An 11,798-nucleotide genomic window follows, 5' to 3' on the forward strand; every position below is an offset into this window, starting at 1 on the left:
CCCGCATGCCCGTAGCAGCAGGACAGCGCGTCCTCGCGTCCACTCTCAACCGGCTCCAGCCGGCCGTGTACTCGGCGGTGGGCACGGGCAACGTGACGGGCGCGGCGACCAACGCCGCCGTGCCGGGGGCGACGGTCACGCTGACTACGGCGACCGCGGGGGCCCGGTACACGGTGGCGTGCGTGTGGGACGTGACGCTCACCGGGGCTACGACGAGCCTGCTGACGGTGCGCCTGTCTGTGGACGGGGCGACGGTCGCGCCGCTGGGCACCTTCGCCGCGTCGGCGTCCGGCAACCGCTCCACGATCCCGCAGCAGTACAGCGGCACCCTCGCGAGCGCGGGCAGCCACACGTTCACGCTGGTCGGCAGCCCGGCCGCATCCCAGACGATCCAGGGCACGAACACGAGCTTGATCGTCACGATTTACGAGGTGGTGTGAGATGGCCGCGACCAGCCGCGGGATCGACGTCAGCAGCTACCAGGGCACGCAGGACTGGGCCGCGCTCGCCCGCGGGGGCCTCACCTTCGCGCAGGTCAAGGCCAGCGAGGGCGAGCACAGCCGCGATGAGCACTACCAGATGCACATGGACGGCGTGCTCGCCGTACCGTCGCTGCTGCCGATGGGCTACCACTACGGGTGGCCCAATCAGGACGCCCACCGCGAGGCAGACAACTACCTCGGTGCGGTCAACGACGATGCGGACGCGCACCCGGCGTTCTCGCACGCCCTCGACCTGGAGCGCGCGAAGGGAAGCAAGAACTACGTGGGCGCGTCCGATGCTGAGATCAGGGCGTACGCGGAGGCGTGGATCGACCGCGTGCGCGCGGCACACCCGCGGCAGCGCGTCGGCTGCTACACGTCCGGCGACGACATCAAGCGCGGCCATTACCCGCGCAACAGCGACTTCCTGTGGTATCCGGCGTACCCCGCGGGGGCCATGACCTACACGCAGGCCGAGCAGCGCACGCGCCCAGTGTTGGGCGGCATCAAGGCGCTGTTCTGGCAGTTCACCAGCACGCCCGTAGACCGATCCATCTGCTACATGACCCCGGCTGCGCTGCGCGCGTGGGCCGGCGGCACCACGGAGGACACGATGGCCCTGACCGACGACGACGTACGGCGCATCGCCCGCCAGGTGGTGACCGGTGCGGCGGGGATGCACGCACCCGGCGACCCGAAGACGGACTGGTCGCTCTCCGCCTACGTGCAGGCGATCTACCGACAGCAGGCGGCGCAGACGGCCGCGATCACCGCGCTGGCCGCACAGCTCGGCAAGGGTGCGGACGCGAAGACGATCGTGGCCGCGGTGGAGGACGCCATCGCGCGCGCGGTCGTGCGCGTGGAGGTCGTGGACGGCGACCCCGCGCCCGCGACCACCGACGTGCCCGCGCCCGTGCCCGCGCCCGCGCCCGCGAAGTCCTGACCTACCACGCACCACTGACACCCACCCGGGAGACCCCCATGTCCATGCCCAACCTGTCCGACCTCGGCGCCCTCGCGAAGACCGCGAAGACGTACGGCCTCGACCTCGGTGAGCGCGTGCTCGCCACGTTCGCCGTCGCCACCGGCGCCGTCCTCACCACCGCGACCGCGGGCAACGTCGGCCACGCCAGCTTCTGGCAGGCGGTCGGCGCCGGCGGTGTGGCCGCGGCCTACTCGCTGGTGAAGGGCGTTCTCGCCAAGGCGTTCGGCGACAGCAACAGCGCGTCGCTGATCAAGGGCGTCTGACAGTGGGGGCGCCGGTCCCCACCGACTCGGCAGCCGCCATCGCATTGGAGTTGGCGCACTTGCGTGAGGCGTTCGTGCAGGTGGGCCGTGATCTCGCTGAGGTCAAGACCAGCACTGCGGTGCTGGTGGAGCGCTCCACCCGGGCGGCCAATGACCTGGACACGTTCCGCACGGACACGTCCCGGGACATTGCCGACCATGAGTCGCGCCTGCGGGCGTTGGAGAAGGCGGTGTGGCGGGCGTCCGGCGTCGCCGCCGTGGTTGGCGCCGGCGTTGGCGTCGCCGCGTCGCTGCTCGGCCACTGATGGCACCTGCTTATGGCCCACCGGCACCGCGCCGGTGGGCCGCTTTCGTCATGCCCGAAGGTCGGTTCGGGTGCCGCGGCCGGGCCGGTTGGCGGCTGCCTGGCGGACCTGCTCGGCGTCGTAGCGGGCCTCGACGCGGCCGGACGGCCCGGGTTCGTGGCGGACGGCGGCCACGCCCCAGCGGGACAGGGTTCGGCGGGCGGACCCGGTGGACGCCGCGCCGAGGAACTGCGCGGCGTCCCGGATCGACCACAGTTCCTCGGTCACTGGCCCACGGGGTAGGCGGTGGCGGCGGCGAGGTCGCTACCGGCGTGATGGGCGGTGACGCGGAGCAGGGGGTTCCCGTCGTTGTCCGTGGGGGCACCTTCGGGGTGCTCGTCGGTGATCCACTGGTTGAGGACGGCAGCGGCGTACTCAGCGGGGGGTGCCGTCGTACTCCTCGGGGGCGGCGGCGACATGGACGGCCTGCCAGGTCTCGCCGTCCGTGCTGATCTCGATGGTGTGGCTGTAGGTGGTGGTGAAGGTCATCGGTCGGCCCTTCTGCGGCGGCGGGGCTTGTCCCTGCCGAGAGCCTAACTATGCCTCACGTGAGGCGAGGTGTCAATCGTGGGTGCCCGGATGCCCGGTTCTACGCCGATTGTCGTATGGTCCGCCCCGCCTGACGGGCGCAGGCTTGCCCCCATCCCCCGCAGGGCGTCGCCGCCGGGGTTACGCCGGAGCGTCCCCCTCTCCGGTGCGCGGTGGCGCCCGTAGCCGAGGGGCGCGCGCCCTCCCCGTGCCACGCCCCTCGGCTCAGTCCTCCAGGTCGATGGCGAACTCGACGACCGTCGCATCGCCCCTGCGGACGATGGGGTGCGCCACCTCGACGACCCGCCCATCGGCGGCGAGGTGTCGCCGGGTGAAGCGGATCACTGGCACGGCGGACCCGATCCGGAGCGTGGTTGCCTCCTCCTCGCTGGGCATGCCCACACTGAACGCCTCAGTGATCCGCACGACCTCGATTCCGAGCGTGGCGAGCTGCGCGCGGGTACCGCCCGGCCACGGCTCATGGATCGGATCGGCAACCGGCGTCCCGCCTACGTCCGACCACCGCAGGTACGACGTGGACATCTGCGTCGGAGCGTCGCTGTCGTAGAACACGAAGTGCCTCGCGAGCAGCAGCTCGCCCGGCTCGACCTCGAACAGCGCCGCGAGGTTGGCACCGGCGCGCACCTGCTCGAACTTCTTGTCGAGCTTGTACTCGCTCCAGCCGATTCCCTGGTCGCGGGTGAAGGCGGTCTGCGGCGGGCCGCCGGCCGGGGTGCGGTACCGGTCGGCGGCGAGGCGGTGCACGGGCGGCCGCTCGCGCACGACCGTGCCCGCCCGCGTGCGGGACTCAACGAGGCCCTCACCGCGCAACACCCCCATGGCGTTGCGGGCGGTCGTCTCCGACACGCCGTAGGTGGCGCACAGCTCCGGCAGGGTCGGCAGGCGCGCGCCGGCCGGGAGCTGGCCGGTGGTGATCTGGTCGCGCAGGACGCCCGCGATGCGCAGGTACTCGGGTCGCTCAGTCATGCGCACCGCCACCCCTCCGAGTGATCCACTTCGTTTCTGTACTCACATATTTGCCGATGGGGTTGACCAGCACCAACACTCCGTGGATTCTGAGTACAGAACGCAGATATCCGTACACAGAATGACACGGAATGCGGGGTCACCCCATGCCCGAAGCGGACGCCATCACGGGCACGTCCTGGCAGCGGACCTTCCCGGCCACCGCCACCGACGCCCGCGCCGCCCGGCAGTGGGCCGCCATGCACGCCGTACACCCCGACGCCCGGCAGGTAGCCGCCGAGCTGTACCTCGCCGTCCTCGCCAGCCGCCCCAGCCTCATCGAGATGACCGTCTCGACGGCCGGCCGCCGGCGCCGCATCTCGGCGTCCGGGTCGGGGCCGCTGGTCCAGCACGGGTTACGGGGCCCCGGCGGCATCATCATCCGCGCCCTGTCCGCCGCGCACGGCCTGACCGTGGATGAGCGCGGGCTGTGGGCTGAACTCACCTGGGAGACGCAGTGACCCGCATCTGCGGCTGGTGCGGCCAGCCGACTGACGACTTCATCGTGCACGACATCGAGGCGGACCACGGGCCGGATGCGGTCGTGTGGTGCCGCGACTGGCGGGCCTGTCACCCGGCCCGCACGGGTGGCTCGGTCGTGTCCCGCGCGTTGCGGGCGCAGGCGCCCGCGTCCTGATCTCCCCTCGCCGGGCCGAGCTTGGCGGCAGACCCGGAGAGGGGTGCACACCCACCGCTCACGCGAGGGGAGGTGACACCCATGATCGTACTCGCGATCGACCCCGGCGACGACGACCCGACGCCGCCCGCGGACGAGCCGGACTGCGGCGGCGGCGACGGCTGCGGCAGGCAGTAGCACCCGACCGGGGCCGACAGCCGACCGGTTGTCGGCCCCACCTGGTAGGAGAGGACCATGACGCACTGGCACGCCTACAGCTACACCGGCCACATGCGCCCGCCGGACAGGGAGGCACGCGACCCGCTGTCGCCGACGCCGCCGCTGGTGATCGCCGAGTGGCTGGGGAAGCCCCGCTCGATGCTCGCGGGCACGCACACGTCGGCTGAGGCCGCGGCGGGGTGGCTGGAGCAGCAGCTCGCCGAGACGCCGCCGATGCCCACGGCGCTGCCCGCGGAGACGGTGCTCGGGTACGCGCGCGCCCGCCTTGCTGAGCATCCTGGTGACGCGGTGACGCGGTACTACACGGCGGGCAGCTACGTGTGCCGGGATCTGGTGCGGTGCGCGGGCCGGTGCCCGCAGCCGCCCACAGGCGGCTCGTGACGGCCGATCGTCACGGGCGCGTGGCCCTGCCGTCTGCTTCCCCCGTGGCGGCGGCGGGGCCGTCGTCCAGCAGCTCGCTGACGCTGATGCCGAGGGCGTCCGCGATCAGCAGCAGGGTGACGAGGCTCGGCACGTCCTGCGCGTTCTCTGCGGCCATGACGGTCTTGCGATTGAGTCCGGAGGCCTCGGCCACGTCGTCGACCGTGCGGCCGCGGGCGTGCCGTTGGCGGGCGATGTGACGGCCGAGCGCCTGGCGGCGGGGCACCACCCAGTCGGGTAGTGGCGGATCGGTCGGCACGTCGAAACGATTACGCGCGCAATGATCTTTGTCAGTCCGCTGCGGCGGACCAAAATCGCTGAACCGGTTGCCCCGGGCGACGGGTACCGGTAAACACAGGGGCACCGCTGCCCCGCGGCCCTACTCCGTTGGGCGCGGCGCAGCCTGCCCAAAATCGCACACACGTTCGCTCGATCGGGTGAATTCCTGATACACCTAGTGCGGGGCTACGGCCCTAGGGGGCAGGCTGACACCACCCCCCACGCAAGACGGCCGGCCACGATGGGCATCGGGCCGGCGCGAGCCCGCGCCCCCCTGGGGATGGGCCCCAGCACAGGGGGGCGCGGGTGCCCACATCATCCCCCACGCAGCGGCCCCCGTTGCTATCGAGCCCCGGGGGCCCCACTCGTATTGGCGGCACTGTCCAGAAAGAGCACTCCACGGTGCGCCAGCGAGACCGCGCCCGGCCGGGGCAGCCCGCTGCCCCCGCCGACCAGCGACGGCATCGTCGCCGAGTGGTGCGGCGCGCAGAACGGCGGGGTGTCCACGAGCGGGCGGCCGGCCGGGAGGATGCCGGCCACCGAGTGGACGGCCGTGACCTCCAGCGACTCCTGCCGTGTCAGCGGCGGCAGGATGCCCGGCAGACGCTCGGCCAGCATCGTCTTGCCGGCGCCGGGCGGGCCCTTGAGGTAGAGGTGGTGGGCCCCCGCCGCGGCCACCTCCAGCGCGAGCCGGGCGGCGCCCTGTCCCGCGACGTCGGCGAGGTCCGGCCCCACCGGGGCACTGCCCTCGGCCCCGCTCCGGCCGGAACCGCCGCCCAGGCTGACGGCCAGACCGGAGCCGACCCCGCCGCCCGGCACGGTCAGCCCCGCGAGCATCGGGTCGGGCCGGCCGCCGTCCCGCAGCGTCTCGTCCTCCTCCTCCGGGACGGGCTCGTCGTTGAGCACCGCCACCAGCTGGCGCAGGCTGCGCACGCCCAGCACCGCGACCCCCGGCACCAGCGACGCCTCCGCCGCCGTCCGCTCGGGCACCACCACCTGGTGGTATCCCGCCTCGGCCGCCGCGAGCACGGCGGGCAGCACGCCGCGGACCGGGCGCACCCGGCCGTCGAGGCCCAGCTCGCCGATCATCATCAGATCGGCGATGGCGGAGGGCGCGATCCGCTCGTTGGCCGCGAGCACCGCGCAGGCGACCGCGAGGTCGAAGCCGGAGCCGCCCTTGGGCACCGAGGCGGGGCTCAGGCCCACGGTGAGTTTCTTCTGCGGCCAGACCTCGCCGCTGTTCACGAGCGCGGCGCGGACCCGGTCCCGGCTCTCGACCAGGCTCTTGTCCGGCAGACCGACGAGGGTGAAGGCCGCGAGGCCCGGTTCGAGATCGGCCTGGACCTCGACCACCACGCCCTCGACACCGACCAGCGCGACCGAGCACGTACGGGCGAAGCCCATCACGCCACCCCCCGCACGTGGTCGACCTCGGGTGCCCCGCGGTCGGGGAGGACCACACCCACCAGGTCGATCCGGATCCCGCCCGGCGGTGCCCCGCCGTGCTCGGCGGTCCAGTGCTCGGCCAGCGACCGCAGCCGGGACAGTTTGGCGGGCGAGAGGGCCTCCCTCGGGTGCTGGAAGGGCCCGGCCCGCCGTGTCTTGACCTCGCAGACCACCAGGGCGTCGCCCTCGGCCGCCACGATGTCGATCTCACCGCCGCGGCCGTGCCGCCAGTTCCGCCCGATCACCCGCAGGCCCGCGGCCTGCAGCGCCCGGGCCGCGACGTCCTCTCCGTACCGCCCCAGCGCACCTCGCGCGTTCATGCGTACCACCTCCGTCACCGACTGTGACAGAGAGTGGCCCCCTGGAGATGATCTTGATCCCGGCCCTGTGGATAACTCCTCAGCTGCCGAAGCCCGAATCGTCCGAGGGCAGGTCCAGGTCCGCCTTGTTCAGCTCCTCGATGTTCACGTCCTTGAACGTGAGCACCCGCACCTGCTTCACGAACCGGGCCGGGCGGTACATGTCCCAGACCCATGCATCGGCCATCGAGACCTCGAAGAACACCTCACCCTGCACCGAGTGCACCTGCATCTCGTAGTCGTTGGTGAGGTAGAAGCGCCGCTCCGTCTCGATCACGTACTTGAACAGGCCGACGACGTCGCGGTACTCCCTGTAGAGCTTCAGCTCCATCTCGGTCTCGTACTTCTCGAGGTCCTCGGCGCTCATCGTGTGTTCCCCTTCAGCCGTACGTGCACCCCATTGTGCGTCACACGCTCCCACGACACCGCGGGACTTTCCCGCACGGCCGGTGCGGACACCGTGGCGGCACGGGGCGGAGCCGGTGCGGCCGGCGGGGTGGTCATCTGCGCCGCAGCAGCTTGGCCAGCGGGTCGTAGGCCGCGCCGCCCAGGATGAACACCACTCCGACGAGCGCCGCGACCACCAGGATGCCCAGCGGCCCCCGCCCCGGGGAAGCCCCGCCGGGGACGACGTCGAACGCCGAGGTGCGCGGCAGCAGGCCGATCCGCGACGTCGGCCAGGCAATGCCGTCCACCCGGGCCTTCACGTCGCTCGCCGGTACGGACCCGCCCTCGGCGTCGGCCAGGTGCAGCCGGGAGTCCTGCGACACCGAACGGTTGTCCCCCAGCAGGAAGAGCTCCCCGGCCGGGACGCGCGTGCTGAAGGATTCGACCGAGGCCCGGCTCCCACCGTCCTTGCCGGAGGGCGCCCCGCCCTTGAGGTAGGTCTCGTCGACCGGCTTGCCGTTCACCAGCAGCCGCCCCTGTGGGTCGCAGCACCGCACGGTGTCGCCGCCGATCCCGACGACCCGCTTGACCAGCGGCTCGTTGCCCCACAGCTTGTCCTGGAAGACCACGACGTCGCCGCGGTGCACATCCGAGCCGGAGACCTTCTGGGCGATCACCTTGTCGCCCGGCTGGACCGCCGGGACCATCGAGTCGGTGGGCACCGTGTAGGGGCGGTAGACCAGCGCGGCCCACACGCAGGAGCCGATGAAGAGCACGCTGCCGACGGCCACGACGATGCCGGACACCCGGTGCCCGATCCCGCCGCCACCGCCGGACGTGCTCCGCCGTGCGGTCCCGCTTCCCGTGGTGCTGGTCACCGCACCGCTGCTGCTGCTCATGGAGCCGAACCCTACCCGGCGGTACGCCCCTCGGTCAGCTGTCTTCCGCGTCGCCGTCCGCACCGTCCGCACCGCCGTCGCCGGCCACCGGGCCGCCCGCGGCGAGCAGCAGCCGCCGCCTGCGCCACATCACCAGCGGCAGCGCGCCCGCGACACCCGCGGCGGCGGGAGCGGCGGCGCCGGCCGCCGAGATGCCCGGCTGCGAGAAGGTCGACGGGATGGACAGCCAGTCCCAGCGGTTCACCGGCCAGGCCACCACGATGGCGCGGCCGACCACGTACTTGTCGTCGACGAACCCGTGGCTCGGCTGGTCCATGTGGAAGCGCGAGTCCAGCGAGTCCTGCCGGTGGTCGCCCATGACCCAGATGTGGTTCTTGGGCACCGTCACCTTGAAGGGCTTGTCGGGGCTGCACGGGGTGTTGCCGGGGAAGACGTACGGCTCGTCCAGCGCCTTGCCGTTGACCGTCACCGGTCCGGTGCCGCTGCAGGACACGGTGTCGCCGCCGACGCCGATGACCCTCTTGATCAGGTCCTTCTCGTCGGCTGACGGCATCAGGCCGATGAAGCTGAGGCCCTTCTGCAGCCCCCGCACCACCGGGTTGCTGCTGGGCTCCGGGTTCTCCGGCAGCCAGCCGCCCGGGTCGTGGAAGACGACGACCTGGCCGCGGCTGGGCTCCGAGCCGAACCACGGGGTGAGCTTGTCGACGAGCACCCGGTCGCCCTGCAGCAGGGTGTTGTTCATCGAGTCCGAGGGGATCGAGAAGGCCTGCACCAGGAACGTCTTGATCAGCAGCGCCAGCACCAGCGCGATGCCGATCAGCAGCGGAAGCTCCTTCCAGAACGACCGCGGCTTTCCCTGCGAGGCGCGACGCGACCCTCCGGCCTCTCCGTCGCCGCCGTCCGCCCCGTCGATTCCGCCGCCGCCGTCGCCGTCCTCCGGATCCGGGTCGGCGGGCCCCACCGGGCCGACCGGCTCGCCGGCCATCGCCGGGAAGCCGACCCCCGCGGGCACGGCCCCGGGCATGGCCCCGGGCGCCTCAGCGCCCGGCGTCGTGCCCCGGCCGGCCGCCGGAGCGGATGCCGCGCCGGAGCCCCCGTACGACGGCCCCGCTCCGGGAACCGGCCCGGCTCCCGGAACGGGCGGGGTGCCCGAACCATCGGCGTACGACGGCCCGGCCGCGGAGCGTCCAGGGACCGCGGCGTCCGCCGCCGACGCGTCGGCCGGGGGCACCGCGGCATCCCGCTTCTCGGGCTCGCCGGGTCCAGATCGTGCGCCGACCACCAGGTCCCCCACATCCACTCCTCACTCTGGAACGCCGCCCGCCGCGCCTCCGGCGCAGCCCTGCCACACCCATAACGAGTGACAGTTCCACGGGGGTCGCGAGCTGGTCCGTTCTTGGACCGTTCTTGGCCGAGCCCACACTAGTGGTCGCGGCTGTGTCCGCCGTCGTCGCAGAACCGGGGTCCGCGACGCCCGCGAACGTCTCCGGCTCCTTGAGCCGCTGCCAGTGGCCGACCGGCCAGCCGATCACGAAAGCCCGTCCGACCACCAGACTCTCGGGAATCGTGCCGCCGCCGGGCTGATTGGTGTGGTAGCGCGAGTCGGCGGAATCGGAGCGGTGGTCGCCCATGACCCACAGCCGCCCCTCAGGAACATGGTCGGTGAATTTCATCAATGAGGGTGGATTACCCGGGTACAGATAGGGCTCGTCGAGCGGCGTGCCGTTGACGAGCAGCCGGCCCTGGGCGTCGCAGCACTGCACCGTGTCGCCGCCCACGCCGATCACCCGCTTGATCAGGTCCTGCTCTCCGCTGGCCGGCAGCAGCCCGATGAAGGTGAAGACCTGCTTGACCTGCTTGACGACCACCGGGTCGGACTTCGGCTTCGGCTCGCCGTTCAGCCAGCCGCCGGGGTCCTTGAAGACGACCACGTCGCCGCGGTGCGGCTGGGCGCCGAACCACGGGGTGAGCTTGTCCACCAGCACCCGGTCGCCGATCTGGATGGTCTGCTCCATCGACCCGGACGGGATGACGAACGCCTGCACCAGGAACGTCTTCAGCACCAGCGCGATCACCAGCGCCACCAGGACGAGCAGCGGCACCTCCCGTACGAGCGAGTGCCGCCGCCTGCGGGCCACCTTGCGGGCCAGCCGGCGCCGCTCGACCCGGCTGCTGCCCGGCAGCCGCGGCGCGTCCCCGGGCCCGGTGTCCGCGGCGTCCTCGGCGGAGGACGGCTCCGGCCCGGTGTCCACCACGCCGCCGAACAGTGTCCGGCGGCCCCTGCCGCGGTTACCCATGCGCACCGGCCGGGGCGGGCACGCCGGAGAACGTCGCGGGACGGCGCAGCCGGGTCCAGTGGCCGGCCGGCCAGAGGACCCAGTCGGCGCGGCCGACCACCCGGCCGACCGGGACGGTGCCGCCGCCGGGTTCGCCCAGGTGGTCACGTGAATCTCGGGAGTCGTCGCGGTGGTCGCCCATCACCCACAGCTTTCCGTCCGGCACCACGATGTCGAACCGTACCCGGGAGGGCGTGTTACCGGGATAAAGGTAGGTCTCGTCCAGCGGATGGCCGTTGACCAGGATCCGGCCCTCGGCGTCGCAGCAGGTGACCCGGTCGCCGCCGACGCCGATCACCCGTTTGACGAAGTCCGTGCCGGGTCCCTGGGTGAAGGAGCCGTCGCCGTCGAACACGATCACGTCCCCCCTCCGCGGTGTGCCGCCGAAGCGGTACGCCAGCTTGTCGACCAGCACCCGGTCGCCGATCCGCAAGGTGCCCTCCATCGAGCCGCTCGGCACCTGGTAGGGCCGTGCCACGAAGGCGGTGACCAGCAGCATCGCGCACACGCCTGCCGCCGCGAGGAGGATCGTACGCCGCCACTGCACCCACAGGGCAAGCAGCGCGCGCGGCCACCGGCCGCCGGACACAGCGGAACGCGACCGCTCCTCCGCCTCCGCCTCGCAGGCGGTGGGGGAACGATCGCGTTCCGGTGGTGATACGTCGGTGTCCATCGGGGCCAGAGCCTATCCGGCCGCCGCGGACGGCCCGCGGCGCGCTCAGTTCTCGCGCTTCTCCTTGATCTTCGCGGCCTTGCCGCGCAGCTCGCGCAGGTAGTAGAGCTTGGCGCGGCGGACGTCACCGCGGGTCACGACCTCGATCTTCTCCACGATCGGGGTGTGCACGGGGAAGGTGCGCTCGACGCCGACCGAGAAGCTGACCTTGCGGACGGTGAAGGTCTCGCTGACGCCCGCGCCCTGGCGGCGGATGACGACGCCCTTGAACTGCTGCACACGGGAGCGGTTGCCCTCGATGACGCGCACGTGGACGTTGACGGTGTCGCCGGGACGGAAGGCGGGGACGTCGGTGCGCAGCGACGCGCTGTTGACGTCCGCGATCAGGTTGGTCATGTCGGTGTCTGCTTCCTCGCCGATGCCACAGGTCATCGGCGGAACATCAAGTCGGATGAGGTGGTTCGCGGCCGGTCGGGGCGGGCGTCGTTCCCCCTGTGGCAGGGGCGCGCGCCGGA

Annotated in this window: 17 protein-coding genes and 1 pseudogene; 7 read left to right on the top strand and 11 right to left on the bottom strand. The window is 72.3% G+C overall.

The window, feature by feature from the left end:
• The first annotated feature begins 5 nt into the window (after positions 1–5).
• From ACH4SE_RS15010 to ACH4SE_RS15025, 4 genes are read left to right on the top strand one after another with little or no spacing between them, the layout of a single operon-like run.
• Positions 6–440 carry a hypothetical protein gene (locus ACH4SE_RS15010; protein WP_398543808.1) on the top strand — a complete coding sequence of 145 codons (435 nt, stop codon included), beginning with the start codon at positions 6–8 and terminating at the stop codon, positions 438–440.
• Between the two features lies 1 nt (position 441).
• Positions 442–1,425: a glycoside hydrolase family 25 protein gene (locus tag ACH4SE_RS15015; protein WP_398543809.1), complete on the top strand. Its 984-nt coding sequence runs from the start codon at positions 442–444 to the stop codon at positions 1,423–1,425.
• Positions 1,426–1,463: 38 nt separating this feature from the next.
• Positions 1,464–1,730: a hypothetical protein gene (locus ACH4SE_RS15020; protein WP_398543810.1), complete on the top strand. Its 267-nt coding sequence runs from the start codon at positions 1,464–1,466 to the stop codon at positions 1,728–1,730.
• A gap of 59 nt (positions 1,731–1,789) precedes the next feature.
• Positions 1,790–2,035 (top strand): hypothetical protein, encoded by a 246-nt coding sequence (locus ACH4SE_RS15025; RefSeq protein ID WP_398543811.1) that lies wholly within the window; start codon positions 1,790–1,792, stop codon positions 2,033–2,035.
• Positions 2,036–2,083: 48 nt separating this feature from the next.
• Here ACH4SE_RS15025 and ACH4SE_RS15030 read toward each other — a convergent pair whose 3' ends face one another.
• Together ACH4SE_RS15030 and ACH4SE_RS15035 are read right to left on the bottom strand one after the other, a co-directional pair.
• Complete coding sequence (locus ACH4SE_RS15030; RefSeq protein ID WP_398543812.1) at positions 2,084–2,302, bottom strand: hypothetical protein; 219 nt, start codon at positions 2,300–2,302, stop codon at positions 2,084–2,086.
• 525 nt (positions 2,303–2,827) lie between these two features.
• The gene (locus ACH4SE_RS15035) at positions 2,828–3,589 is read right to left on the bottom strand and encodes a GntR family transcriptional regulator (protein ID WP_398543813.1); all 762 of its coding nucleotides are present in this window, start codon (positions 3,587–3,589) and stop codon (positions 2,828–2,830) included.
• 146 nt (positions 3,590–3,735) lie between these two features.
• Between ACH4SE_RS15035 and ACH4SE_RS15040 the strand changes: the two genes are divergently transcribed.
• The 3 genes from ACH4SE_RS15040 to ACH4SE_RS15050 all read left to right on the top strand — a co-directional run bounded on the left by ACH4SE_RS15040 (position 3,736) and on the right by ACH4SE_RS15050 (position 4,865).
• A complete protein-coding gene (locus ACH4SE_RS15040; protein ID WP_398543814.1) occupies positions 3,736–4,089 on the top strand; it encodes a hypothetical protein in 354 nt (117 codons plus the stop codon).
• Positions 4,086–4,265: a hypothetical protein gene (locus ACH4SE_RS15045; RefSeq protein ID WP_398543815.1), complete on the top strand. Its 180-nt coding sequence runs from the start codon at positions 4,086–4,088 to the stop codon at positions 4,263–4,265. The genes ACH4SE_RS15040 and ACH4SE_RS15045 overlap by 4 nt, the downstream gene beginning before the upstream one ends.
• A gap of 234 nt (positions 4,266–4,499) precedes the next feature.
• The gene (locus tag ACH4SE_RS15050) at positions 4,500–4,865 is read left to right on the top strand and encodes a hypothetical protein (protein WP_398543816.1); all 366 of its coding nucleotides are present in this window, start codon (positions 4,500–4,502) and stop codon (positions 4,863–4,865) included.
• Between the two features lie 10 nt (positions 4,866–4,875).
• Here ACH4SE_RS15050 and ACH4SE_RS15055 read toward each other — a convergent pair whose 3' ends face one another.
• The 9 genes and pseudogenes from ACH4SE_RS15055 to rplS all read right to left on the bottom strand — a co-directional run bounded on the left by ACH4SE_RS15055 (position 4,876) and on the right by rplS (position 11,679).
• Entirely contained in the window at positions 4,876–5,163 is a 288-nt protein-coding gene (locus ACH4SE_RS15055) for a helix-turn-helix domain-containing protein (protein ID WP_398543817.1), read from the bottom strand.
• Between the two features lie 380 nt (positions 5,164–5,543).
• Positions 5,544–6,587: pseudogene (locus tag ACH4SE_RS15060) on the bottom strand (ATP-binding protein); the annotation flags it as partial.
• Positions 6,587–6,949 (bottom strand): YraN family protein, encoded by a 363-nt coding sequence (locus ACH4SE_RS15065; RefSeq protein WP_398543818.1) that lies wholly within the window; start codon positions 6,947–6,949, stop codon positions 6,587–6,589. The gene ACH4SE_RS15065 and the pseudogene ACH4SE_RS15060, both read right to left, overlap by 1 nt.
• A gap of 79 nt (positions 6,950–7,028) precedes the next feature.
• The gene (locus ACH4SE_RS15070) at positions 7,029–7,355 is read right to left on the bottom strand and encodes a DUF2469 domain-containing protein (RefSeq protein ID WP_031519062.1); all 327 of its coding nucleotides are present in this window, start codon (positions 7,353–7,355) and stop codon (positions 7,029–7,031) included.
• Positions 7,356–7,488: 133 nt separating this feature from the next.
• A complete protein-coding gene (gene lepB, locus ACH4SE_RS15075; protein ID WP_398543819.1) occupies positions 7,489–8,274 on the bottom strand; it encodes a signal peptidase I in 786 nt (261 codons plus the stop codon).
• A gap of 34 nt (positions 8,275–8,308) precedes the next feature.
• Positions 8,309–9,298 (bottom strand): signal peptidase I, encoded by a 990-nt coding sequence (lepB, locus tag ACH4SE_RS15080; RefSeq protein ID WP_398543820.1) that lies wholly within the window; start codon positions 9,296–9,298, stop codon positions 8,309–8,311.
• A 13-nt stretch (positions 9,299–9,311) separates the two neighbouring features.
• Positions 9,312–10,571: a signal peptidase I gene (gene lepB / locus ACH4SE_RS15085; protein WP_398543821.1), complete on the bottom strand. Its 1,260-nt coding sequence runs from the start codon at positions 10,569–10,571 to the stop codon at positions 9,312–9,314.
• Positions 10,564–11,283, bottom strand: coding sequence for a signal peptidase I (lepB, locus tag ACH4SE_RS15090; protein ID WP_398543822.1), 720 nt, complete (start codon positions 11,281–11,283; stop codon positions 10,564–10,566). The genes lepB (ACH4SE_RS15085) and lepB (ACH4SE_RS15090) overlap by 8 nt, the downstream gene beginning before the upstream one ends.
• 45 nt (positions 11,284–11,328) lie before the next feature.
• Entirely contained in the window at positions 11,329–11,679 is a 351-nt protein-coding gene (gene rplS / locus ACH4SE_RS15095) for a 50S ribosomal protein L19 (protein WP_398544094.1), read from the bottom strand.
• Positions 11,680–11,798 lie beyond the last annotated feature (119 nt).

The sequence above is a fragment of the Streptomyces sp. NPDC020983 genome, from assembly GCF_044333485.1.
GTDB lineage: Bacteria > Actinomycetota > Actinomycetes > Streptomycetales > Streptomycetaceae > Actinacidiphila.

Excerpts from the sequence above, each read along its gene's own strand:
- ACH4SE_RS15010 (WP_398543808.1), top strand. The coding sequence starts at position 6 with ATGCCCGTAGCAGCAGGACAGCGCGTCCTCGCGTCCACTCTCAACCGG.
- ACH4SE_RS15015 (WP_398543809.1), top strand. The coding sequence starts at position 442 with ATGGCCGCGACCAGCCGCGGGATCGACGTCAGCAGCTACCAGGGCACG.
- ACH4SE_RS15020 (WP_398543810.1), top strand. The coding sequence starts at position 1,464 with ATGTCCATGCCCAACCTGTCCGACCTCGGCGCCCTCGCGAAGACCGCG.
- ACH4SE_RS15035 (WP_398543813.1), bottom strand. The coding sequence starts at position 3,589 with ATGACTGAGCGACCCGAGTACCTGCGCATCGCGGGCGTCCTGCGCGAC.
- ACH4SE_RS15040 (WP_398543814.1), top strand. The coding sequence starts at position 3,736 with ATGCCCGAAGCGGACGCCATCACGGGCACGTCCTGGCAGCGGACCTTC.
- ACH4SE_RS15050 (WP_398543816.1), top strand. The coding sequence starts at position 4,500 with ATGACGCACTGGCACGCCTACAGCTACACCGGCCACATGCGCCCGCCG.
- ACH4SE_RS15065 (WP_398543818.1), bottom strand. The coding sequence starts at position 6,949 with ATGAACGCGCGAGGTGCGCTGGGGCGGTACGGAGAGGACGTCGCGGCC.
- ACH4SE_RS15070 (WP_031519062.1), bottom strand. The coding sequence starts at position 7,355 with ATGAGCGCCGAGGACCTCGAGAAGTACGAGACCGAGATGGAGCTGAAG.
- lepB (WP_398543819.1), bottom strand. The coding sequence starts at position 8,274 with ATGAGCAGCAGCAGCGGTGCGGTGACCAGCACCACGGGAAGCGGGACC.
- lepB (WP_398543820.1), bottom strand. The coding sequence starts at position 9,298 with ATGCCCGGGGCCGTGCCCGCGGGGGTCGGCTTCCCGGCGATGGCCGGC.
- lepB (WP_398543821.1), bottom strand. The coding sequence starts at position 10,571 with ATGGGTAACCGCGGCAGGGGCCGCCGGACACTGTTCGGCGGCGTGGTG.
- lepB (WP_398543822.1), bottom strand. The coding sequence starts at position 11,283 with ATGGACACCGACGTATCACCACCGGAACGCGATCGTTCCCCCACCGCC.
- rplS (WP_398544094.1), bottom strand. The coding sequence starts at position 11,679 with ATGACCAACCTGATCGCGGACGTCAACAGCGCGTCGCTGCGCACCGAC.